20 protein-coding genes are annotated in these 22,029 nt (G+C 67.3%); 12 read left to right on the plus strand and 8 right to left on the minus strand.

What is annotated here, in order from left to right; translation table 11 throughout:
• The 4 genes from GC106_RS46255 to GC106_RS46270 all read left to right on the plus strand — a co-directional run.
• A partial coding sequence (locus GC106_RS46255) for a chondroitinase-B domain-containing protein (protein WP_173142563.1) occupies positions 1-2,385 on the plus strand: 2,385 nt, incomplete at its 5' end.
• 84 nt (positions 2,386-2,469) lie between these two features.
• Positions 2,470-4,248: a serine/threonine-protein kinase gene (locus tag GC106_RS46260; RefSeq protein WP_173142564.1), complete on the plus strand. Its 1,779-nt coding sequence runs from the start codon at positions 2,470-2,472 to the stop codon at positions 4,246-4,248.
• Positions 4,249-4,372: 124 nt separating this feature from the next.
• Complete coding sequence (locus GC106_RS46265; RefSeq protein WP_173142565.1) at positions 4,373-5,125, plus strand: FHA domain-containing protein; 753 nt, start codon at positions 4,373-4,375, stop codon at positions 5,123-5,125.
• 157 nt (positions 5,126-5,282) lie between these two features.
• Positions 5,283-6,908 carry an FAD-binding oxidoreductase gene (locus GC106_RS46270; protein WP_173142566.1) on the plus strand — a complete coding sequence of 542 codons (1,626 nt, stop codon included), beginning with the start codon at positions 5,283-5,285 and terminating at the stop codon, positions 6,906-6,908.
• Between the two features lie 108 nt (positions 6,909-7,016).
• Here GC106_RS46270 and GC106_RS46275 read toward each other — a convergent pair whose 3' ends face one another.
• Complete coding sequence (locus tag GC106_RS46275; RefSeq protein ID WP_312873443.1) at positions 7,017-8,081, minus strand: alpha/beta fold hydrolase; 1,065 nt, start codon at positions 8,079-8,081, stop codon at positions 7,017-7,019.
• Between the two features lie 43 nt (positions 8,082-8,124).
• Positions 8,125-9,447 (minus strand): cytochrome P450, encoded by a 1,323-nt coding sequence (locus tag GC106_RS46280; protein WP_173142567.1) that lies wholly within the window; start codon positions 9,445-9,447, stop codon positions 8,125-8,127.
• Between the two features lie 165 nt (positions 9,448-9,612).
• Here GC106_RS46280 and GC106_RS46285 point away from each other — a divergent pair, with 165 nt between their 5' ends.
• Positions 9,613-10,440, plus strand: coding sequence for an SAM-dependent methyltransferase (locus GC106_RS46285; protein WP_173142568.1), 828 nt, complete (start codon positions 9,613-9,615; stop codon positions 10,438-10,440).
• Positions 10,441-10,612: 172 nt separating this feature from the next.
• Here GC106_RS46285 and GC106_RS46290 read toward each other — a convergent pair whose 3' ends face one another.
• Positions 10,613-11,005 carry a VOC family protein gene (locus GC106_RS46290; protein ID WP_173142569.1) on the minus strand — a complete coding sequence of 131 codons (393 nt, stop codon included), beginning with the start codon at positions 11,003-11,005 and terminating at the stop codon, positions 10,613-10,615.
• A gap of 170 nt (positions 11,006-11,175) precedes the next feature.
• Between GC106_RS46290 and GC106_RS46295 the strand changes: the two genes are divergently transcribed.
• The 6 genes from GC106_RS46295 to GC106_RS46320 all read left to right on the plus strand — a co-directional run bounded on the left by GC106_RS46295 (position 11,176) and on the right by GC106_RS46320 (position 16,690).
• Complete coding sequence (locus GC106_RS46295; RefSeq protein ID WP_173142570.1) at positions 11,176-12,090, plus strand: ABC transporter ATP-binding protein; 915 nt, start codon at positions 11,176-11,178, stop codon at positions 12,088-12,090.
• Positions 12,087-12,878 carry an ABC transporter permease gene (locus tag GC106_RS46300; RefSeq protein WP_173142571.1) on the plus strand — a complete coding sequence of 264 codons (792 nt, stop codon included), beginning with the start codon at positions 12,087-12,089 and terminating at the stop codon, positions 12,876-12,878. Before GC106_RS46295 ends, GC106_RS46300 begins: the two co-directional genes overlap by 4 nt.
• 39 nt (positions 12,879-12,917) lie before the next feature.
• Entirely contained in the window at positions 12,918-13,649 is a 732-nt protein-coding gene (locus GC106_RS46305; protein WP_246368359.1) for a response regulator transcription factor, read from the plus strand.
• On the plus strand, positions 13,646-15,103 hold the full coding sequence (locus GC106_RS46310; protein WP_312873445.1) for a sensor histidine kinase: 1,458 nt from the start codon (positions 13,646-13,648) through the stop codon (positions 15,101-15,103). Before GC106_RS46305 ends, GC106_RS46310 begins: the two co-directional genes overlap by 4 nt.
• 263 nt (positions 15,104-15,366) lie before the next feature.
• Positions 15,367-16,146 (plus strand): SDR family NAD(P)-dependent oxidoreductase, encoded by a 780-nt coding sequence (locus GC106_RS46315; RefSeq protein ID WP_217281843.1) that lies wholly within the window; start codon positions 15,367-15,369, stop codon positions 16,144-16,146.
• A gap of 76 nt (positions 16,147-16,222) precedes the next feature.
• Positions 16,223-16,690: a DUF1772 domain-containing protein gene (locus tag GC106_RS46320; RefSeq protein WP_173142572.1), complete on the plus strand. Its 468-nt coding sequence runs from the start codon at positions 16,223-16,225 to the stop codon at positions 16,688-16,690.
• 38 nt (positions 16,691-16,728) lie between these two features.
• Here the strand turns inward: GC106_RS46320 and GC106_RS46325 are convergent, their stop codons facing one another.
• Together GC106_RS46325 and GC106_RS46330 are read right to left on the minus strand one after the other, a co-directional pair.
• Positions 16,729-17,397, minus strand: a complete 669-nt coding sequence (locus GC106_RS46325) for a DUF2238 domain-containing protein (protein WP_173142573.1) — start codon at positions 17,395-17,397, stop codon at positions 16,729-16,731.
• Between the two features lie 39 nt (positions 17,398-17,436).
• On the minus strand, positions 17,437-17,583 hold the full coding sequence (locus GC106_RS46330) for a hypothetical protein (RefSeq protein WP_173142574.1): 147 nt from the start codon (positions 17,581-17,583) through the stop codon (positions 17,437-17,439).
• Positions 17,584-17,999: 416 nt separating this feature from the next.
• Between GC106_RS46330 and GC106_RS46335 the strand changes: the two genes are divergently transcribed.
• Entirely contained in the window at positions 18,000-18,728 is a 729-nt protein-coding gene (locus GC106_RS46335; protein ID WP_173142575.1) for a GAF and ANTAR domain-containing protein, read from the plus strand.
• 46 nt (positions 18,729-18,774) lie between these two features.
• Here the strand turns inward: GC106_RS46335 and GC106_RS46340 are convergent, their stop codons facing one another.
• From GC106_RS46340 to GC106_RS46350, 3 genes are read right to left on the minus strand one after another with little or no spacing between them, the layout of a single operon-like run.
• Positions 18,775-19,641: a carbohydrate ABC transporter permease gene (locus GC106_RS46340; protein ID WP_173142576.1), complete on the minus strand. Its 867-nt coding sequence runs from the start codon at positions 19,639-19,641 to the stop codon at positions 18,775-18,777.
• Positions 19,638-20,579, minus strand: coding sequence for a carbohydrate ABC transporter permease (locus GC106_RS46345; protein WP_173142577.1), 942 nt, complete (start codon positions 20,577-20,579; stop codon positions 19,638-19,640). Before GC106_RS46345 ends, GC106_RS46340 begins: the two co-directional genes overlap by 4 nt.
• A 2-nt stretch (positions 20,580-20,581) precedes the next feature.
• Positions 20,582-21,934, minus strand: coding sequence for an ABC transporter substrate-binding protein (locus tag GC106_RS46350; protein WP_217281845.1), 1,353 nt, complete (start codon positions 21,932-21,934; stop codon positions 20,582-20,584).
• Positions 21,935-22,029: the final 95 nt, after the last annotated feature.

Here is a 22,029-nt window from a genome sequence, read left to right on the forward strand (position 1 = left end):
GATGACGGCAACGTCCCGGCCAACACGATCGATGGGGATCTGACCACCCGGTGGTCGGCTGAGGGTGACGGGGTGTGGATCCGGTACGACCTCGGCTCGGCGCAGACGGTCGGGTCGGTGTCCATCGCCTGGCACAAGGGCGACACCCGGCGGGACACCTTCGACGTGCAGCTGTCCGGTGACGGGTCGTCGTGGACGACTGTGCTGGCGGGCAAAACCAGCAGTGGCACCACACTCCAGCCGCAGAACTACGACTTCGCGGACGGCTCTGCCCGGTATGTGCGTGTCGTGGGGCACGGCAACACGTCCAACGACTGGACCAGCATCACCGAGACGGTCGTCAACGGTGCTGACGGTGGTGGGGGTGGTGGGGAGTGTGACTACCCGGCCGACGTGCTGGACCTGCGTAACTGGTACATCGGGCTGCCGATCGGCGAGGAGGAGAAGCCGCTGAACGTCGAGCAGCCGGAGCTGGCCACGTATTCGATCGACCCGTGGTTCCGGGCTGCCCCGGACTGCACGGCGGTGCAGTTCCGGGCGGCGGTCAACGGCGTGACCACCAGCGGATCGAACTATCCGCGTTCGGAGTTGCGGGAGATGTCGGGCAGTTCGAAGGCCAGCTGGTCCTCGACGTCGGGTACGCACACGATGGTGATCGACCAGGCCATCACCGCGGTGCCGCAGGGGCGGCCGAACATCGTCGCCGGGCAGATCCATGACGCCGAGAACGATGTCTCGGTCTTCCGGTTGGAGGGCAGCAAGCTCTACATCACCGACGGCAACAACAAGCACAAGCTGGTGACGGACAACTACGTGCTCGGGACCAGGTTCCAGGCCAAGTTCGTGGTCTCCGGCGGTCAGATCAAGGCCTACTACAACGGTGTACTGCAGGCCACGCTGTCGAAGTCCTTCTCCGGCGGCTATTTCAAGGCCGGTGCGTACACCCAGGCCAACTGTGGCAACGCGTCGCCGTGCAGCAACAGCAACTACGGCGAGGTGAAGATCTACGGGCTGAGCGTGACCCACGACGACGACCAGGGATCGGGTCCTGGCCGCACTGTCAACGTCGCGAACTCGTCCCAGCTGCAGAGCGCGTTCGGCAACGCGCAGGCCGGGGACCGGATCGTGCTGGCCGACGGCCGGTACACGATCGGCAAGATCACCGGCAAGAACGGGACCGCCAGCCAGCCCATCACCGTCGTCGCGGCCAACCGCGGCAAGGCGGTGATCGAGGACGGGCAGCTGGAGGTGCTGAACTCCTCGTACGTGACCATCGAAGGTCTCCAGTGGACCAACAGCGACACCCTGAAGATCACCGGCTCGAACAACGTGCGGCTGTCGCGCAACCACTTCCGGCTGACCGAGGAGTCCTCGCTGAAGTGGGTGCTCATCGGCGGCGCGAACAGTCATCACAACCGGATCGACCACAACCTGTTCGAGGACAAACACCAGCTGGGCAACTTCATCACCATCGACGGGTCGGAGACCCAGCAGTCCCAGCACGACCTGATCGACCACAACCACTTCCGCGACATCGGCCCGCGCGCACAGAACGAGATGGAGGCCATCCGGGTCGGCTGGAGCGAGATCTCCCAGTCGAACGGGTACACGGTCATCGAGTCCAACCTGTTCGAGAACTGCGACGGTGACCCCGAGATCATCTCCGTGAAGAGCAACGACAACACCGTCCGCTACAACACTTTCCTGACCTCACAGGGCACGTTGTCGCACCGGCACGGCAACCGCGGCTCGTTCCACGGCAACTTCTTCCTCGGCGGAGGCAAGCCGGGAACCGGCGGAATCCGGGTGTACGGCCAGGACCACAAGATCTTCAACAACTACTTCGAAGGCCTGACCGGAACCGGCTACGACGCCGCACTGCAACTCGACGGCGGCGACGTGGACACCTCGGGCGCGCTCAACGCGCACTGGCGTGTCTACCGGGCGTCCGTGGTGAACAACACGTTCGTCAACAACGTGTCGAACATCGAGATCGGCGCGAACTACAAGCACGCGCCGGTCGACTCGACCATCGCGAACAACGTGGTCACCGGCAGCCAGGGCAAGCTGTTCAACGAGCTCAAGGCACCGGTCAACATGACCTACGCCGGAAACATCGCGTGGCCCACCGGGTCCGCGTCCGTCGGCGTCGCCGGAGTGCGGACAGCCGACCCGCTGCTCGCACGCGAGGGAGCCGTACACCGGATCGGCGCGGGAAGCCCGGCCATTGACGCCGGTACCGGCAGCCACCCGTTCGTCACCGACGACATGGACGGCCAGGCCCGCCTCGGCACTCCGGACGCCGGGGCGGACGAACGGTCGACGTCCCCCGTCACGCGCGGTCCGTTGACCGCCTCGGACGTCGGCCCAGCGGCCGGTGTGTAGAACCGGCTGAACGACAGGATAACGACATCCGTCGGTGTCCGTTTCCCATAGTGTGTGCTTGCTGAATCGGTTAGACTACGCAGAGTGCGCACGGGGGATGTCGTTGACGGGCGGTACCAGCTCGAGGACGCGCGCGGCTCAGGGTCCGGTGGCATCGTCTGGACCGCGTTCGACCGGAAGCTGAAACGAACCGTGGCCCTCAAGCGGCCGCACACGACAGCGAGTCAGGCCGACCGGCTGCAGTTCCGTCAGGAGGCCGAGATCGCGGCGCAGGTCCACCACCCGCACGCGATCTCGGTCTTCGACACCGTGGACGGCGACGAGTGCTGGCTGGTGATGGAGTACTCGCCCGCGGAGAACCTGGACACGATAGTGGCCCGCACCGGGCCGTTGCCCGCGCAACGGGTCGCGCGAGTCGGGGTCCAGATCGCGGCCGCACTGGCTGCCCTGCACGCCAAGCGCATCGTGCACCGCGACGTGAAGCCGGGCAACATCCTGCTCGACGACCAGGACTTCGCGAAGATCACCGACTTCGGTATCTCCATCTGGCGTCAGGTGACACAGACCGACGACGGATCGTTCGCCGGCACGCCCGCGTACGCGGCGCCCGAAGTGGCCTCGGGCCGGCCCGCGACAGCGGCGTCGGACGTGTTCTCGCTGGGCGCGACCCTGTTCGCCGCGGTGGAGGGCGTCCCGCCGTTCGGCACCGGCGAGCCGGCCGACGTGCTGAGGAAAGTACGGGCGGGCGAGATGCTGCCGATGCGCCACGCGGGCCGGCTCGCCCCGGTGTTGTCCAGCATGCTGGCGCCGGAGCCGGGAAAACGGCCGACCGCCGACGAAGTCCAGCAGCGGTTGCAGGACATCGCGGGGGACTGGGTGGCCTCCGTTCCCCCTGCCCGGGCATCCACGTCGAACAGGCCGTTCTGGAGCCGCCCTCGGTTTCAGGTGATCACCGCAGTGGCGTTGGTCCTTTCCGTAGGCTTGACCGTGTTCCTGTCGACGGACCCGCCACTGCCGGCATCAAGCCACGCGCCGACAGCCGGCACGGGCCTTGTCGGCGACGAACGAACGGTCGATCCGTGTGCGCTGCTCGACAGGAAAGTGCTGGACCGGTTCGGCCCGACGGAACTCGACCCCACGTACGGCAATTTCAACCGTTGTGACGTGCTGGTCAACACAGGCGGCAGGGAATCGGTGGACGTCGAGGTGCAGATGGTCACCCGCGTCGCGGCCGACGTGCACGGCGAGCCACTCGATGTGATCGTCGAGCAACCCTCGGACAGCGGCGAATGCGACCGCACCATGCTTCTCGACGACAAGTACGCCGTCCGGATCACGGCGAGCATGCCCAATCCCGCGAAAGACCTGTGCGCCATCGCCGACACGGCGGTCCACACGGCGAAGGACGCGGTCACGCGCGGCCCGCTGCCCCGTCGCGCCGTCCCCCTTCCCGCCGATTCACTGGCCCAGGTCGACGCGTGCCCGTTGCTGGACGACAAAGCACTGGCCGCACTGCCCGCGATCGACCCGAAATCCGCACTGCCCGACTTCGGCGGCTGGGCGTGCAAGTGGTACAGCCCGGTTTCGCCGACGCAGGTCCACCTTCGCTACGACCAACACGCCGCCAAAGACCCGATCCCGGGTGAGCGGGTCCAACTGGGCGACCACACCGCGTACATCAGGCTGGACATCGATTCGGGCACCAGTTGCACGGTCACCGTGCGCCATGAACCGGCGAGCCAGCAGTGGCGAAGCGTAGTCGACCTGATGATGCTGACGGTCAAAGGCGACCGGCCCGGCGACGAGTACTGCACCCCGGCGACCGCCTTGGCCACGGCCGCCGCCGCCAAACTGCCGCGCTGATCTCCCCTGCGCTGATCTCCCCTGCGCTGATCTCCCCTGCGCTGATCTCCCGGCGTTGGGAGGGGTCCCGTCCCGGGTGGGAACACTGTCAACGCACGACAGAGCGGGAGATGAGGAGGTCGGCATGGATCACGAAAGCCTGGCCCGCTGTGTGCCGCGGGCCGTGCCCGGAGCCATCGTCGCCCTTTCCCTGTCCGCGAAACTCACCCTGGAGCCGAAGGAAGGGCTCACGGCACGGTTCGGCCGTAACCGCCCGGAAGTCGATGTCTGTGTAGGCGAGACTGACTTGCGGGTCAGCCGTACCCACGGCACCCTGACCCACCGCGACGGCCACTGGTGGGTTCGCAACATCGGGCGTCTGCCCATCCGCCTGCCGCGGACACGTTTGCTGTTCCGGGACGAAGATCCCGTTCCGTTGCCGGAGGGCTACACCCCACTGTTCATCCGGGGCTCACGGGACCGGGAACACCTGCTGGAGATGTACGTCGTGGGCTGGAACGGCGGGCAACCCGCAGCTCAGTACGACGCGATGACCCGGCCACCCAAGCGATGGAGCCTGACGGCCGACGAACACCTTGCGCTGGTGGTCCTCGGACAGCGATACCTGCTGCACGAAGCCAACCCGCAGCCGATATCACGACAGCACGCCGCGGAGGTGCTGTCCGAGCTACAGCCCAACGCCACCTGGAGTGCCAAACGGGTCGAACACGTCGTCGCCGACGTGCGCGCACGGCTGTCCGCGCGCGGAGTGTACGGATTGGTCAGAGAAGAAGTCGGTGAGCCGGTGGGCAACGCCCTCAACGACAACCTCCTGCGCGAACTGGTCATGTCCACCACCCTGGTTCCGACCGACCTCGCCCTGCTGGACCCCTCGTGAGTGTTTATCAGGGTTAGAACACCGATAAACACTCACGAGGGGGGTGGAGGTGGGGCTAGCACCACCCCTGGACTGTCGCCAGACGGATGCCGCCGCTGCCGTGGCGTCACTAGCGTTCCTCCCGGGAGATGACACCGGAAGAAAGTTTGGGGAAAGCATGTCTGGTCCGACCCGTCGTGGGTTTCTCACCGGTACCGCCGTAATCGGCGGCACGGCGCTGATCGGTGGGGTGACGGCCGCGAACACGGTGACGGCAGCTAGCGTGACGGGGCAGAGCGTGCCCGATTCCGCGGTGATCCCGGCGAGTGACCCGCGCTACGAGGATCTCGTGCTGCGCCGGACGAACGAGCGGTTTTTCCCGCGCCCGCAGCATTTCCGCCTGCCCAGCACGACTGAGCAGGTCGTGCGCGCGGTGAACGACGCGGTACGGGCGGGCAAGCGGATCACTGTCCGCAGCGGCGGGCACTGCTATGAGAACTTCGTCGGTGACGCCGCCGAGGTGATCCTCGACATGTCCGCGATGCGCGAGGTCACGTTCGACCGGCACCGCAAGGCGTTCATGATCGAGTCCGGCGCCACCCTGTGGGAGGTGTTCCAGCGGCTGTACTTGGGTTGGAGCGTAACGATTCCCGGTGGCCAGTGCGGCACCGTCGGCGCGGGCGGGCACATCCAGGGCGGTGGGTACGGTGCGCTGTCCCGGCTACTCGGTTCGGTCGTGGATTACCTGTACGCCGTCGAGGTCGTCGTGGTGGACCGGGCCGGACGGGCACGGGCGGTGGTGGCGACCCGTGAACCCGATGACGAGAACCGTGATCTGTGGTGGGCGCACACCGGTGGTGGCGGCGGGAACTTCGGCGTGGTCACGCGATACTGGATGCGCTCGCCCGGCGCCACCGGCGACGATCCCGCGCACCTGCTGCCGAAACCGCCCGCTGTCACGCTGAGCGGCAGGGTGATCTGGAGCTGGCGGGACATCACCGAGAAGTCGTTCCAGCGGCTGCTGCGCAACTACGGGGAATGGCACGAGCGCAACAGCGCGCCCGGTTCCCGGTACGCGAGCCTGTTCAGCCCGCTGCTCATCCCCCGGCGGAACAAGGGCGCCGATCCTGGCGGGTTCACCATGGTGGCCACAATGGACGGAACACTGCCGGACGCGGACGCGCTGCTGCGCGACTACTTCGCGGCCGTCACCGACGGCGTCCCGGCAACGGTGAAGCTCACCACCAACCGGTTGCCCTGGCTGACGGCGGTGCGCGCCGAATCGCTCAGCGAGTCCGAACAGTCCGGGATGCACAAACTGAAAGCCGCTTATCTGCGGAAGCGGTTCACCGACGACCAGATCGCGACCGCCTACAAGTACCTGACCAGCACCGACCACAACAATGAGCTCGCCGTGCTGGGACTGCTGTCCTACGGCGGCAAAGTCAACACCGTGGCGCCCGACGCGACCGCGCTGCCCCAGCGGGACAGCATCATGAAGGTGATCTATACGGTCTCCTGGGCCGATCCGTCGGCCGAACAAGCGAACCTGGACTGGCTCCGGCGCTGGTACAGCGAGATGTACCGGGACACCGGAGGCATGCCGGTCCCCAACGGCGTGAACGACGGCTCCTACATCAACTACGCGGACACCGACACCCTGGATCCGAAGTGGAACAAGTCGGGAGTCCCGTGGCACACGTTGTACTACAAGGACAACTACGCCAAGCTCCAGCAGGTCAAGGCCCGCTGGGATCCGCGTGACGTCTTCCACCACGCCATGTCGGTGAAACTGCCCGGCTGACCACAGGGCGCCGCCGCCGACGCCAGCGGGAGGGCTGCGGGGCACGACACCCGTCGCCCTCCCCTGGCAAGGACCGGAAACGCGATGTCACGGGCAAGCCGGACGCCCTCAGCGGCCGACCTTGCGGTCCGCCCATTTCTCGACCGCCCGGAAGAACTGGGGTGCGTTGGGCGCGTAGTTGATGACATGCCCATAGCCGGGCAAAGCGTAGGCGTGCAGGTCTGCCGCCGCGGAGTAGTACAGCGACTCGGTCAGTTTGATCGCTTCCCCGGATGAACAGTCGGTGGCCAGGGCTCCACAGAAGACACTGTCCTGTCCCAGCGCGACCATCACCGGCACGTCGATCAACCGGGAGTAGGGCAGGATGACGGCGACCGGGAACAGGTCGACCGCCTGGGTGTGGACGCTGGTGTCCTTGGTGGTCTCGTCATACGCGATCGCGCCGTCGATTTTCGGGCCCGGCTTGTGGAAGATGTCGTAACGGGTGCCCGGCAGCGTGGTGATGTAGGCGAGGTCGTGGCCGGTGCGCGAGAACTTCGGATCGAGCGGCACCGGCAGTGTCGCGGCGAAGACAGCGGCCGCCCCGAGCGCGTTGATCCGGTGCGCGAGACCGGTGACCAGCACACCGTCGACGTCCCGGAATGTCGCCGCCTCGATGATGGCCACCCCGGACCCGAACGAGTGCCCACCCAGGATGATCTTGTCGAACCTCGGTCCCTGGGCGCCGGAGCGCAGTTGCTGCACGACCTCGTGGACGACCTCGGCCTCGGTGATGGCGGTCAGCAGGAGACTCAGCGGAACGGTACTGCGACCGGTGCCGAGCCGGTCGAGGGCCAACGTGGCGTACCCGGCGTCGTTCATCGCTCGCCGGTAGGAGCGGGTCTCCGGCTCGAACCCGATGTCCCAGTAACTGCTGTTGTACGTGCCGCCGGGAATCATGACGTGCACGGTGCGTGCGCCGCCTTCCGGAACGCACAACTTGCCGTACATCCGCTGAGGCACCAGGGTGAGCGTGACCGGGAAGTACACGTCCTGACACGACGCGGCCGCCGCGCTCCTGGTGGGCTGTGCCTGTGTCGGTGTGGTCAGGAAACCGACGCCCAGGCAGACAAGCGTCAGGGCCAGGCAACGACGGGCGAGGGCACGGGTCTGTCCACTATGGAACCAGCGCACGGCTGACAACCTCCATGAAAAGCTTTTGCGCCAGACAAAATGGTCACCTGCGTCTGATGACGGTCATCGCCATCCGGGATGGGTACGCAGCCGAGGTCACCGTGACCCGGACCGGCTTCGTGTGTGCGGGAACTAATCGCCACTGGCTCAGGACGGTCGCCGCCACCACGATCGTCTCGGTGTAGGCGAAGGACTTGCCGATGCACTGCCGGCCGCCCGCGCTGAACGGGATGAACGCGCCCTTCGGCACGGCGTCGGCTCGTTCGGGTAACCAGCGGTCCGGGTCGAACCGGTGCGGGTCGCGGTGGAAGCGCGGATCGAGATGCAGCGAGTAGGGGCTGAACATGAACTCTGTCCCCGCCGGCAGCCGGCGTCCGCCGATGTCGACCTCCTCCATCGCACGGCGCATCAGGATCCAGATCGGATACATCCGGAGCACTTCGTCGATCACCCGCCGGGTGTACTCGAACTTCGGCACGTCCTCGAAGGTGATGGGACGACCACCCAGCACCTCGTCGATCTCGGCCCGCATCCGGTCCTCGATCTCCGGGTGCCGGGCCAGTTCGTAGAACAGCCACGCCAGCGCGACGGCGGTGGTCTCGCTGCCCGCGGTGAACAGCGTGATCACCTCGTCGAAGACCTGCTCGTCGCTCATGGTCTCACCGGTGTCCTCGTCCTCGGCGAGCATGAGCAGCGACAGCAGGTCGCCACGGTCGGCGCCTTCGGCACGCCAGGACTCGATGACCTCGAGCACGATCCGCCGCAGCCGGCCGACCGCCTGGTCGAACCGGCGGCTGGCGGGGATCGGCAGCCGGTCGAGAGCCGAGGGTAAGAGCGCCCGGATCATGCCGTTCTTGAGCACGATCGGGATGGAGCGGCGGGCCTCGGCGACGGCCTCCTGCCCCAGTTCGGTGGCGAACAGGGCCCGGCCGACGATGGTGACCGCGAGATGTTGCATGTCCTGGTCGACGCGCCGGATTCCGCCGGACCGCCAGGTGCCGGTCAGCTCGCCGGTGGCACGCCGCATCGTCTCGGTGTACCGCGTGAACCGGCTGCCGTGGAACGCCGGTTGCACCAGCCGCCGTTGCCGCCGGTGAAACGATCCGTTGGACATGACCAGTCCGTTTCCCATGAACGGGCGGAATCTGTCGAAGATCGCGCCTTTGGCGAACCGGGCCGCGTCGGTGACGAGCACCCGGTGAACCAGATCCGGATCGGTCAGGAAATACGTGCGAAGCGGACCAAGACGGATCTTCACGATGTCGCCGTACTGCGTCAGTGACGAGGTGAAACCGACGCGGCGGCGTAACATCGGCGGGACGTGACCGAGGAAAGGCCATGCGCCGGGGGCGACCGGGATGGACATTTCCTCTCCTCACTGGCTGAACGGCCGGTTCACCCTAGTGGCCATGCGGACGATTACGACAGCACCCGATCGGGTGGCGCATAGTGCGTCCCATGGCGTAGTCTCCGACAATTCCCCAACGGGTACGATCATTGCCTTTCGAACTACTGAGAAGGTGCCGCGGTGGTGGATCAGCAGGCAGCGACAGCGTGGGTCCCTGATGACGTCGATCCCAGTGTTCCGAGCGCCGCGCGAGTCTATGACTTCCTGCTGGGCGGCAGTCACAACTTCGCCGTGGACAGGATGGCCGCCGAAGCCGCCAGGCAGGCGATGCCCGGCATCGAACGGGTCGCCCGGCTGAATCGCGCGTTTCTCGGTCGCGTGGTGCGATTCATGCTCGGTGAAGGCATCCGGCAGTTTCTGGATCTCGGTTCGGGTATCCCGACCGTGGGTCCCGTGCACCAGATCGCGCAGGCGAACCACCCGGACTGCCGGGTGGTGTACGTCGACCGGGAACGCATAGCCGTCGCACACAGTGAGTTGATGCTCGGAGCCAATGATCACGCCGCGATCGTGCACGCCGATTTCCGGCGCCCGGACGACATCTTCGGCAGCCCGCAGGCCCGTCAGCTGCTGCGCCTGGACGAACCGGTCGGCGTGCTGATGCTGGCGCTGCTGCACTACGTTCCGGACGAGGCGGATCCGGCAGCGCTGGTCGCCGAGTACTGCCGGCGTGTCCCGGTGGGCAGCTACCTGGCGATCTCCCATCTGACCAGTGACCAGAACACGGACAAGATCACCGCGGCGGTCGACGGATTCAACCGGTCGAGAGGCGCGGACCAGGCGACGCCACGGTCCTACGCCGAGATCGAGACCATGTTCGGCGACACCGAACTGGTCGCGCCCGGCCTGGTCGGCTGTGGCCTGTGGCGGCCGGCCGGCCCCGGCGACATCGTCGACGACGCCGACACCAACGCCCAGCTCTACGGCGGAGTCGCGCGCAAAGCGCACTGACGCTGTTCCTAGGTCGTGTTTCGAATGTCCCGGTCGATGAGAGTCGGGATCGGGGCGGTTCCTGGCGTCGCCGCGGGATCGCCGCGAATACTGGTTGTCTTTGGGCGGTCCCGCGGTGGCGTCAGGGGCCGCATCCGGCCCGGCTATCGCGATCGGGCATTTGAAACACGGCCTAGGCGCCGAGGAGGTCCCAGCGGTTGCCGGCGATGTCGCGGAACACGACGACCCGGCCGTAGGGCTCAGTCCGGGGTTCGGTGAGGAACTCGACGCCTGCGGCGAGCATGCGCTGGTAGCAGGCGTCGAAGTCGTCGACGCGCAGGAAGAAGCCGACCCGGCCGGCGTGCTGGTTGCCGACCGCGGCGATCTGCTGGTCGCCGTCGGCGCGGGCGAGCAGGATGCCGGTCTCCGCGCCGGGCGGGCGGACGACCACCCAGCGCTTGGCGCGGCCGTCGTTGGTGTGCGCCGGTGAGTCCTCGGCCAGCTCGAATCCCAGCGCCTGGGTGAAGAAGGCGATGGCTTCGTCGTAGTCCTCGACGATGATCGTGGTGAGTTGCAGGAACGCCATGACCGTAACGATGGCAGCTCGTCCCACGGGCACCGTCTGAGGGTTTCCTGTGACTGGGCGCCGCGGCGGCGGGCGCCGGGCGCCGCACCCTGGGGCAAGGCCGCCGGACTCTCAGAGATCTCCCAGATTCTCACCGAAGCCGGTCAGATCGGCCCGCCACGATCGGGTTCATGACAACGATCGCGGTACAGGGGCTGACCAAACGGTACGGGCCCGACACTGTCGTGGAAGACGTGTCGTTCACCGTCGAGCCCGGTCAGGTGACCGGGTTCCTCGGCCCGAACGGCGCAGGCAAGTCCACGACCATGAAGATGATCCTGGGTCTGGCCGCCCCCACCAAGGGGTCCGCCACCATCGGCGGCCGCCGTTACCAGGATCTGCGCAGGCCGCTGACCGAGGTCGGAGCGCTGCTCGACGCGGGCGCCGTCCACGGCGGCCGCAAGGCGTACGACCATCTGCTGGCACTCGCGGTGAGCAATGGCCTCCCGCGTCGTGGCGTGGACGAAGTGCTTGCCAGGACTGGACTCGAAGGCGTGGCCGGCAAGCGGGCCGGACAGTTCTCGCTCGGCATGCGGCAACGGCTCGGCATCGCCGCCGCGTTGCTCGGCGACCCACCGGTGCTGATCTTCGACGAGCCGGTGAACGGGCTCGACCCGGAGGGCATCCGCTGGATCCGGGGCTTCATGCGCTCCCTGGCCCAGGAGGGCCGGTCGGTGCTGGTCTCCAGCCACCTCATGAACGAGATGGCGCAAACCGCTGACCACTTGGTCATCATCGGCCGTGGCCGGCTCATCGCCGACACCAGCATGAGCGAGTTCCTGCACGCCAAGGGCGAGGGCACCGTACTCGTCCGCACGAGCGATCCCGGCTCGTTCGCGCTCCAGCTCACCGCCGCCGGTGCCGTCGTGCGGGACGGTGTCGAGTCCGCGCTCGTCGTCTCCGGGATGACGAGCCTGGAGATCGGCAAACTGGCCGCGTACCACGGCGTCACGCTCAGCGAACTCACGCCGCAGCGGGCTTCCTTGGAGGACGCCTTCATGGAACTGACCAAGGACAGCGTCGAGTACCAGGGAGCCGCGGCATGAGCTCGCCCGCCATCCTCTCCATCGGCCAGACCCTGCGCGCGGAGTGGATCAAGCTCCGCAGCCTGCGTTCCACCTGGTACACCGTGGCATGCCTGTTCGGGGTGGGGCTCGGCATCACCGGCCTCGCCATGAGCTCCGCGGGACAGCAGTACAGAACCGCGACGGTCGAGGAGCAGCAGGCCTGGGATCCGACAAATCTCAGCCTGACGACTTACATCGTCGCCCAGCTGATCATCGGCGTGCTCGGCATCCTGATCGTCACCTCGGAGTACGCGACCGGCCAGATGCAGTCGTCGCTGAGCGCCACTCCCCGCAGGCACCGGCTGCTGGCGGCCAAGGTGGTGGTCGCCACCGCGGTGGCCGTCGTCGCGGGCCAGGCGCTGATGTTCGCGTCCTTCTTCCTCGGTCAGGCGCTCCTCGCCTCCCAGGACGTGCCGAACGCGAGCCTCGGCGATCCCGGCGTGTTCTCCGCCGTGGCAGGCGGCGGGCTCTACCTGACGGCGATCGCGCTGCTCGCGGTCGGTCTCGGCACGATCATGCGCGCCACGGCCGGGGCGCTGGCGACACTGGTGGGCATCGTCTTCCTGGTCCCGGTCCTCGCCGGCCTCTTCCCGGGATGGATGGAGGGGCTCCTGGACTTCTGGCCGACCCGAGGCGCGGCCGCGGTGTTCACCACCGTTCCGGACCCCGCCTACCCGCATCCCTGGCTGAACCTCGGCGGGATGTGCCTCGGGGTGGCCGCCGTCCTGGTCGCCGCGTTCGTGGTGTTCCGGCGCCGTGACGTGTGATCCACGGGCTCGGCGCCTGGTTTCCGTATTCTCGCCGGCATGCAGGGATCAGGTCAGGCGATGACGCCCACGGACGGCGGCGAACGGCTGCTGGTGGTCGACGACGAGGCCACCGTTCGTGAGTTGCTCTCCGCGACGCTGCGGTTCGCCGGATTCCGGGTGACGTCCGCGGCGACCGGCGCCGAGGCGGTCGCCGCGGCCACGCGGGAGCCGCCCGATCTGGTGCTGCTCGACGTGATGTTGCCGGACATGGACGGCTTCGAAGTCGTCCAGCGACTGCGTGAGCGGCGCCCGGACGGCCGCGGCGGCCCGGTGCCCGTGCTCTTCCTGACCGCGCGGGACCGTCAGGCCGACAAGATCACCGGACTGTCGCTCGGCGCCGACGACTACGTGACGAAGCCCTTCGACCTGGAGGAGCTGATCGCTCGGATCCGTGCGATTCTCCGCCGTACGAAAGGACATCAGACGGATGTGCTGTCCGTGGGCACGCTGGTGCTCGACGCGGAGGGACACCAGGTGACGCGGGCAGGCCGGCCTGTCCGCGTCTCCCCCACGGAGTTCCGGTTGCTGCACTACCTGATGGCCAACGCCGGGCGCGTGGTGTCCAAGGCACAGATCCTCGATCGCGTGTGGCACTACGACTTCGGTGGCGACGCGAGCATTGTGGACACTTACATCTCCTATCTCCGGCGCAAGGTCGACACGGCCGAGCCCAAGCTGATCCACACCGTGCACGGCACGGGCTACGTGATGCGGGAGCCCCGGAAGTGAAACAGCTGCTGAGCCGGTTGTCCTTGCGGGTCAGGCTGTTGCTGCTCACCGCGGGCCTGCTGCTCGCCGGGCTGAGCCTGATCAGCGCGGTGGTCTCCAAGCAGCTGGAGCGTTATCAGATCGGCAGGCTCGACAGCCAGCTGCTCTCGTTCACCGAGATCCTCAGCCGTGTCTCGGACGTACCGCCGAATGTCCTGGACCCGGCTCGCACGGACCTGCTCGACCCCGCGCTCGACCTGATCGGCAGTCCCTATCTGGTCTATGTGGACGCGAACGGCACGGTGGTGGGAGGCGTTCAATCCTCCCGGCTGGACAGAGTGAGTTTCCCCGCACGCGACGAACTGCACGCGATCCCCGTCAACGGAACAGCCGTCGACCTGCAGGCCGCGGACGGCTCCGGACGGTGGCGGGCCGTCGCCCGGCCGACCATCGGCTGGCACGGGACCGTGATCGCGGCCGCGCCGCTCACCGAGGCGGACGCCACGATCGCGCAGCTCCGGGCAACCAGCATGATCAGCGGCTCGGTGCTGCTCGTCCTGCTGACCACGGTCGGCTGGTTCGCCCTCGGCCGGGGCCTGCGGCCACTGCGCCGCATCGAACACACGGCGGCCGCGATCGCCGAGGGCGACCTCACCCGGCGCGTCCCCGGTCTCGCCGCGCCGAGCACCGAGATCGGGCACCTCGCGGCATCGCTCAACACCATGCTCGGCCAGCTCGAAGAAGCCTTCGCCGGCCGGGCCGCGTCCGAACTCCGGATGCGCACCTTCGTCTCGGACGTCAGCCACGAGCTGCGCACCCCGCTCTTCGGCATCAAAGGCTCGACCGAGCTGTACCGGATGGGCGCCCTGTCCACACCCTCGGACATCGACGAGACGATGAACCGCATCAACCGGGAGGCCACCCGGCTCACCGTCCTCACCGAGGACCTGCTCCTGCTCGCCCAGCTCGACGAAGGCCCGGACGGCCAGCTCGACCGGGCCCCGATGGACCTGCGTACCCTCGTCAACGACGCCAGGCACGACCTGCGCGCGCTCGACCCCACCCGCCCGATCGAGCTCACCGGGCCAGGCGGCAGCGGCCCACCCGGCCCGGCCCCCGTCGACGCCGACGAAGCCCGGCTGCGCCAGGTCGTCACCAACCTCGTGGGCAACGTCGTGGCCCACACACCGCCGGGCACCCGCGTCCGCTTCGGCGTCGGAACCGCGAACGACCGCGCCATCCTGGAAGTCCGCGACGAAGGACCAGGAATGACAGCCGACCAAGCGCACCGCGTCTTCGACCGCTTCTACCGCGCCGACCGCGCCCGCAGCCGCGCGGGCGGCGCCAACGCGGGACTTGGCCTGGCCATCGCCCGCTCCCTCGCGCAGGCCCATGGCGGCGACGTCGAACTGCAGACCGCCCTGGGCGAAGGCGCCTGTTTCCGGCTGGCCCTGCCCCTCCTGACCCACGTGTGACCCGTGATGGGGCGCCGCTCAAGCGTCGCCTCGAAGGCCTGCTTGGCCAATTCTCGCCCGATCTCGGTGCGCGCCCGAAAGGTCAGTCGGGACTTCGTCGACGAGCGCTTCGCGGGATCGAAGTGGTACTACTCCAACAGGTGTTCAATGAACTGGCGGCGCAACTGATGACCGCGCTGCCGTCCCGGGGGCAACGGTGCCCGCACGGCACCTGTTCGAGATTGTCTCGAACACCATCCGCGCTTCGTCGTAAAGGACAATCCATGATGGACGACAAGTCCACGAGTTCGACCCGACCGGCCTCCTGGGCTCTCGTCACCGGTTCCACCAGCGGGATCGGACAGCAGACCGCGATACGCCTCGCCGAGGACGGTTACTCGGTGGTGGTCAGCGGCCGTGACAAGGCCAGGGCCGAGCAGACACAGGCCCTCATCGAGGCTGCCGGTGGGTCGGCCGTCGGTCTGGTGGCCGACCTCAGCGACCCTTCCGCGGTGCGGGGTCTCATCGCCGAGGTGAACCAGCTGCTCCAGGGCGAACCGCTCGACGTCCTGGTCAACAACGCGGGTGGCGGTGGATTCGCCCCGACCGAGGCCACCACCGAGCAGATGTTCGACGCCGCGTTCAACACCCACGTCAAGGCGCCCTACCTGCTGACAGGGGCTTTCGCGCCAGCCATGGCCGAACGCGGCCACGGCGTGATCGTCAACATCGGCAGCATGAGCACCACCATGGCCACCAACGGCACCAGCGCCTTCCAGGCGTCAAAAGCCGCCCTGGACATGCTGACCAAGTCCTGGACCGCCGAGTACGGCCCGCGGGGTGTACGGGTCAACTCGGTCGCTCCCGGCTTCGTGATCACGCCGGCCAACGAGGCGTACCGCGACGGCTACGGCGGCTTTCTCGCCTCGCTGCCGGCCGGCCGCGGTGCCCGTCCCGAGGAGATCGCCGAGGTGATCCGTTTCCTGGTCTCGCCGCAGGCCTCCTACATCCAGGGCGCCACGATCGTGGCCGACGGCGGCAAGTCGGCCGTTATCGCCCTCTGAGGCGAATCCTCCCGTGGATCATGGAAGGCCTTCTGGTTCACTGGGCTGCGACTTACGTGTGCGAAGGGGGACACGAGTGAGCAAGGTGCATCGGATCGTGCTGGGCGCCGCGCGGATCGGGCAGGCGCAGATGCTGTTCGGCAATCTCTACGAGGCGGTTGTGAAAGTCCCGCACGTGTTCGCCCACCACCGCGAACTCGCCGAACCGGGAGCCATGTTGCGTCCCGGAAGTCCGACGCTGTACTTCCTGCCTGCCGCGCCCGTCACGATCGGGGCCTCGGTCGCGGCGCTCGCGTCTGGGTGGCGTGACACGAACCGGCGTCCTTGGCTGGCCGCGTCCACCGCGACGACTGTCGCGGCCGGGCTGGTGACCGCGTATGTCGTGCCCGCGATCGGCCGGCCGCTGTTCTTCGCCGCGCAACCGCCTCCGCCGCGGAAACGGGACGTGCTGCTCCGCCGCTGGTACCGGCTCAACGCGATTCGCATCGCTGCCGCGGCGGTCGCCTGGTACACCGCTGGCAAAGCGCAACGCGTGCAGGCGTAGGAGCGATCAGCTTTCGGTGCATGGTCAGCACACCGCGCCTACTTCCCTGGCGGTGCCGTAGATCTGTCACGGTTCTGACGGGAGGCAGGCGCGGTCCGCAGCACACCCGCGAGCTGACGGTCGTGGACGCGGCGCAGCAGCACCTGCGCGATCAACGCGCCGCACAAGCACAGGAACATGTCCGATTGGGTGTCCCATACGTCGCCTTGCGTGCCGAGGAAGTCGTCTGCCGCGGCGTCAAGGACGATGGCCGCCGCCCACTCCACGAACTCGAAGCACGCCGCGATCGACAGGCACACCGCTGTTGTCAGGGTGAACGTCCAACCGCCCGGCCGTAGCGGCGTCAGTCGCAACAGCAGCTCACGCACCAGGATCGCCGGTACGAAACCCTGCACGAAGTGCGCGAAGCGGTCGTAGTTGTTGCGCTGGGTGTCCAACAGGTCCTGAAACCAGTTACCCAATGGCGTCTGCGCGTACGTGTGGTGCCCGCCGTAGCAGAGGACGATGGCGTGGCACACCAGAAGCCACAACACCAGTCGCGTCAGGGGAAACCGCGTGCGGTTGAGGATCACCAGCGGTGCGGCGATGACGATCCAGACGACTTCCAGCGCCCACGTGCCCAGACTGTGCGCGCCGACCGCCGACCACACCAGCGCGACGACGACAATCCCGATGAGCACAGCGCCCTCGCGGCGAGAGACACCCATCCGATCACTCCGCCGCATCAAGTGGCACGCGAAGATCGGTCAACGCTTCCGACGGAGCTTCTCGGCAGCCTGACGGGCGCGTTCACGGTTGCGCGGGTCCTTCGCCAGTTCGCGCGCCTTGTTCGTCATCTGCCGGCCCTTGGGGCTGCGCAGGAAGGCCTTGATCCGGTTCAGCAAGCCTGCCATGGATCTCTCCTTTTGTCCGATTCGCCTTGTCAGGTGTACCCGGTGTCACCGGGACGAACCCTCGTGAGTGTTTATCGGGGTTAGAACCCTGATAAACACTCACGAGGTTGGTGTGTGGGTCCTTGGCCGTGGGGCCGTGCCCGCGAAACTGCCCGACCTGTGCGGGCGAGGCCCTCGCCGGCCAGCTGTTTGACCGGCGAGGGTGACCGCATCCCCAGGTGTTCTCTCGGTGCGGTCACCCGCTACCTACCCGCGACCGCGCCGCCTATCCCCAATGGCGCCGAGTCGTTACCTGGCATGTCCCCCGGCAGGTGAGCGTCACCGGTGCCATGGCGGGTTTGACGCGATACGCTGGCTGGAACCGTTGAGCATCCAGCGGCACAGGTCTTCCCCGACGCCCTGGACGGAGCCCCGGCATGGTGAGCTTGGATCGCGCGGCCGAAATGCTGGATGAGTTCACCTCAGCGATGACCAATCTGACCGAAGCGCTCGACGCGGGCGCTCCGAGCAGGGAAATCCTGGACGCGGTGTGCGCCGAGGCGATCAGGGCGATACCGGGCGCCGACATGGCCAGCATCACCGCCATCAGCGACAGCCACCCGCGCACCGCGGCATACACCGACCCCCGGGCGCGTCAACTTGACCAGGCCCAATATGACATCGGCGACGGTCCTTGCCTGCGGGCCGCGCGCACGGGGGCCATCATCCGGTTGTCTGTCGGGACGGCCAGCGAGATGTGGCCCGATTTCGTGGCCGTCGCCAAACGGCTCGAGGTCGGCAGTTACCTGGCCGCGCCCCTGCACGTGGACGACAACCTCGCGGGCGCGATCAACCTCTTCGGTTTCGGCGACCATGGCTTCGCCGAGGTCGACGAGAAGCTGCTCGGGCTGTACACCACCGTGGTGACCTTCGCCCTGCGGACGACCCGCCGGTACCACAACGTCCGCAAGCTGGCCGTCCAGTTCGAGACCGCGATGCAGTCGCGAGCCGTGATCGAACAGGCCAAGGGCATTCTGATGGCCATCCACAAGGTCAGCGAAGCCGAAGCGATAGCCCGGCTGATCGACCAGTCCCAGCGGACCAACGTCAAACTACGCATCGTGGCGGCCGACTTCGTCCACCAGGCGATCGGCGGCACCCGCTGAACGACCCGCGACGCTCCGGTGCGTGCCGGACGTCCGCAGGCCACTGTCATCCTTTGTCGGCACCGCTGGTGAGCCCTTCGGTCAGCATCCGTTCCGCCGCGTAGAACAGGATGACGATGGGAACTGTCAGCACGACCGACCCCGCCATCAGCACCGTCTTGGGAACCTCGATACCGCCGGCGAGTTGCGCCAGCCCCAGCGAAACCGTCCAGTTCGAGCGGTCTTCGGCCAGGAACAGCAGCGCGAACAGGAACTCGTTCCACGCGACCATGAAGACATACAGCGCGTTGGCCATGATGGCCGGTACGGCCAACGGCATGGTCACCCGCCACATCACCTGCCAGCGGGAGCAGCCGTCGATCAACGCCGCCTCCTCAATGGACACCGGCACCGAGGACAGGTAGGTGCGCAGCATGTAGATCGAGACCGGGAGCGTCTGTGCGATGTAGACAATCATCAGGCCGGGAAGCGAGTCGCGCAAGCCGAGCTTGGTGAACAGCACGAACAACGGCACGGCGAGCACGATCGCCGGGAACATGTACACCGCGAGGAACAGGAAGTGGATCTGCGTTCGGCCGGCGAACCTCAGCCTGCTCACCGCGTACGCGCCCGGGATCGAGATCAGCAGGGTCAGCACCACCGTGCCCAGCGAGACGAGGGCGGAGTTCGTCAGCAGGTCCAGCATTCCCTGCCCGCCGGCCTCGGGCGAACCCAGCACCTCCTGGTAGGTCCGCCCGGTCCACTCCGACAGCCCGACCCACAGCCTGCCCGGATCGGCCAGCAGGTTCTCGACCGGCCGGACGGACAGCAGAACCATGTAGTAGAAGGGAAACAGCGTCACCAACGCGAGCACGACGATGACCACCCAGCGCAGCACCGCGAACAGCCTGGTCTCGAAAGCGTCCCGATTCATGTCTGCTCCGCGGGCTTGGGGGCGAAGAACCGGAGGTATCCGACGAGGAACACGATCAGCACCGCCGCGAGCACCAAGGCCTGCGCGGAGGCCGCGCCGACGTCGAACCGGGCGGTGAGGAAGTTGTAGACCCGCACGCTGGCCACGTCGGTACCGGCACCGCCGCCGGTCAACAGGAACACGTCGTCGAACTTGTTGAAGTTCATCACAAACCGGAGCATGGCCAGCAACGCGATCACCGACGCCAGTTGCGGCAGAACAATGTGCCGGAACCGCTGGGTGGGGGTGGCCCCGTCCACTCGGGCGGCCTCTTCAAGGTCTCCCGGTATCGCCTGAAGCCGCGCCAGGATGAACAGGAAGGCGAACGGGAAGTACCGCCATCCCTCGAACACGATCACGGTCAGGAGGGCGACGGGAACCGAGATCTCCAGCCCCAGTATCGACAGCGTCGCCTCGCGTTGGGTCAGGAACGCCACTGGACGATCCCAGCCGAGCAGCCGGACACCCCATTCGTTGAGCACGCCGTACTGCGGGCTGAGCATCACCTCCCACACGAACGCGACGGCCACTACCGGCGCCACGTAGGGCAGTAACATCGCGCCCCGCAGGAATCCCCTGCCACGAAAGGGTTTCCGTAACGCGAGCGCGGCGACCAGCCCAATGATGATGGACAGCACCGTGCCGCCGATCGCGTACGCCAGCGTCGTGCCGAGTGAGCTCCAGAACCCCGGTGAGTCGAACACGATGACGAAGTTGCTGAGCGTGTAGCGCTCGAACAACCCGGTGTCCCGGATGTTGATCAGCCTGATTCGCTGGAACGCCAGGATCAGCGTCCACACCACCGGCAGCACGACGACAGCCAGCACCACCAGCAGCGTCGGCGAGATCAGCGCGAGTCCGGCGCGGTTCTCCCGCTGCCGCAACGTTGCTGCCGACATGGTCACCTCAACGACGTCTGGATCGCCCGGACGTCCGCGGCGGCCTGCCCGGCCGCTTCGTCCGGTCTCGTTCCGCTGAGCATGGACTCGACCGCCTTGCCGACGGGCATCTCGCTGAGTGTCGCGCCCATCAGCACGCCTTGGCGATGGTCGAATCCCCAGCGGCGGAAGCGGTCCGGGCTGTCGCGCAGCTCGCGCATGGTCTGCGGCGGGTAGATCTCACCGAGCGGGCGCTTGCTGTCGACTCCGGCGGGCATCTTCTCCCAGGCGTCGGTGAACCGCCGCGGGTCGGTCACCGTGCCGCGGCGGACCGGGATTTTGCCTTCCGGCGCCATCCCGAGCCACTCGGGATACGCTTGCTCGCCCATCATGTACTCGACCAGCCGAACGGCCTCGGCGCGTTTCGCGCCGACCTGGACCGTCCACGACGTGAGTTCGCCGTACTGCGCGGCGGTGTCACTGTCAGGTCCCTTGATCGCGCCGACCACTCCGCTGTTGGCCGCGAGGAAGCCAGGATCGGCCTGGCACTGCGGGCATGACGGCATCGCGTCCGAACGCAGGCCGCCCAGTTCGTCCAGTAGATAGGATGACCACATGATCATCGCTGAGCGTCCGGCCAGATAGGTGGCTCTGGTGCTGTCCAGGTCCTGAGCACCTGGCGGCGAGTAGGAGGTGATCAACTCCTCGACGAACCGGAACGTGCTGTGACAGCGGCCGTCGTCCAGTGCGATCCGGCCGCTTCCGTCGACCAGCTCACAGCCGTTGCCCGTTGCCAGGCCCTCGAAAGCCTGACCGGTGGCGGCGTCGTTCGCCGATGTGGCGATCGAGATGCCGGCCATTCCGTCGTGGTTGAGGACCCGCGCGGCCTGCCTGATCCTGTCGTAGGTGTCCGGTGTGCCCAGCCCGGCCGCGGCGAAAAGATCTTTGCGGTAGACCAGAATCTGCGCCCACCCGTCCGACGGCACCGCGAGTTGCCGGTCGCCGTCCCTGGTCAACCGCAAGGCGCGGGACGAAAAGGTCGACGCGCCGAGCCGGTCGACGATCTCCTGACTGGCACCGGTGTCGAGCAGTTCGTTGCCCGCGAGCTGCCAGGTCGCGGTGAGCGGCAGGGCCCCGATCACGTCAGGCGGCCTGCCCGCGGCGGCGGCCGACATGATCATTTGACTGAACTGGTTCTCGTCGACGGCCACCAGCCGCACCGCGACACCCGTCTGCTGGGTGAACCGGTCGAGAATCCGTTCAGTGGCGCGAACACGGTCGGTCTGGTTCTCCAGGCTCCACACCACGAGCGCGTCGTCCTGACCACGGCCGGCCGTACAGCCGGCCAGACCGGTGCCGAACAGGAGCAGAGCCACAGCGAGACTGGATAATCTCCACACTGCCGACCCCCTTGCTTCTGACCGGTTCACTACATCACAGCAGGTCTTGTGACTACTGGCAATACAAGGCC

Origin of the sequence: Kibdelosporangium persicum, assembly GCF_013280595.1 — a bacterium.
GTDB classification, from domain to species: domain Bacteria; phylum Actinomycetota; class Actinomycetes; order Mycobacteriales; family Pseudonocardiaceae; genus Kibdelosporangium; species Kibdelosporangium persicum.

What these genes read in the sequence shown, in the direction of transcription:
- GC106_RS46265 (WP_173142565.1), top strand. Translation starts at nt 4,373, where the DNA reads ATGGATCACGAAAGCCTGGCCCGCTGTGTGCCGCGGGCCGTGCCCGGA.
- GC106_RS46270 (WP_173142566.1), top strand. Translation starts at nt 5,283, where the DNA reads ATGTCTGGTCCGACCCGTCGTGGGTTTCTCACCGGTACCGCCGTAATC.
- GC106_RS46280 (WP_173142567.1), bottom strand. Translation starts at nt 9,447, where the DNA reads ATGTCCATCCCGGTCGCCCCCGGCGCATGGCCTTTCCTCGGTCACGTC.
- GC106_RS46290 (WP_173142569.1), bottom strand. Translation starts at nt 11,005, where the DNA reads ATGGCGTTCCTGCAACTCACCACGATCATCGTCGAGGACTACGACGAA.
- GC106_RS46295 (WP_173142570.1), top strand. Translation starts at nt 11,176, where the DNA reads ATGACAACGATCGCGGTACAGGGGCTGACCAAACGGTACGGGCCCGAC.
- GC106_RS46300 (WP_173142571.1), top strand. Translation starts at nt 12,087, where the DNA reads ATGAGCTCGCCCGCCATCCTCTCCATCGGCCAGACCCTGCGCGCGGAG.
- GC106_RS46305 (WP_246368359.1), top strand. Translation starts at nt 12,918, where the DNA reads ATGCAGGGATCAGGTCAGGCGATGACGCCCACGGACGGCGGCGAACGG.
- GC106_RS46315 (WP_217281843.1), top strand. Translation starts at nt 15,367, where the DNA reads ATGATGGACGACAAGTCCACGAGTTCGACCCGACCGGCCTCCTGGGCT.
- GC106_RS46325 (WP_173142573.1), bottom strand. Translation starts at nt 17,397, where the DNA reads ATGGGTGTCTCTCGCCGCGAGGGCGCTGTGCTCATCGGGATTGTCGTC.
- GC106_RS46330 (WP_173142574.1), bottom strand. Translation starts at nt 17,583, where the DNA reads ATGGCAGGCTTGCTGAACCGGATCAAGGCCTTCCTGCGCAGCCCCAAG.
- GC106_RS46335 (WP_173142575.1), top strand. Translation starts at nt 18,000, where the DNA reads ATGGTGAGCTTGGATCGCGCGGCCGAAATGCTGGATGAGTTCACCTCA.
- GC106_RS46340 (WP_173142576.1), bottom strand. Translation starts at nt 19,641, where the DNA reads ATGAATCGGGACGCTTTCGAGACCAGGCTGTTCGCGGTGCTGCGCTGG.
- GC106_RS46345 (WP_173142577.1), bottom strand. Translation starts at nt 20,579, where the DNA reads ATGTCGGCAGCAACGTTGCGGCAGCGGGAGAACCGCGCCGGACTCGCG.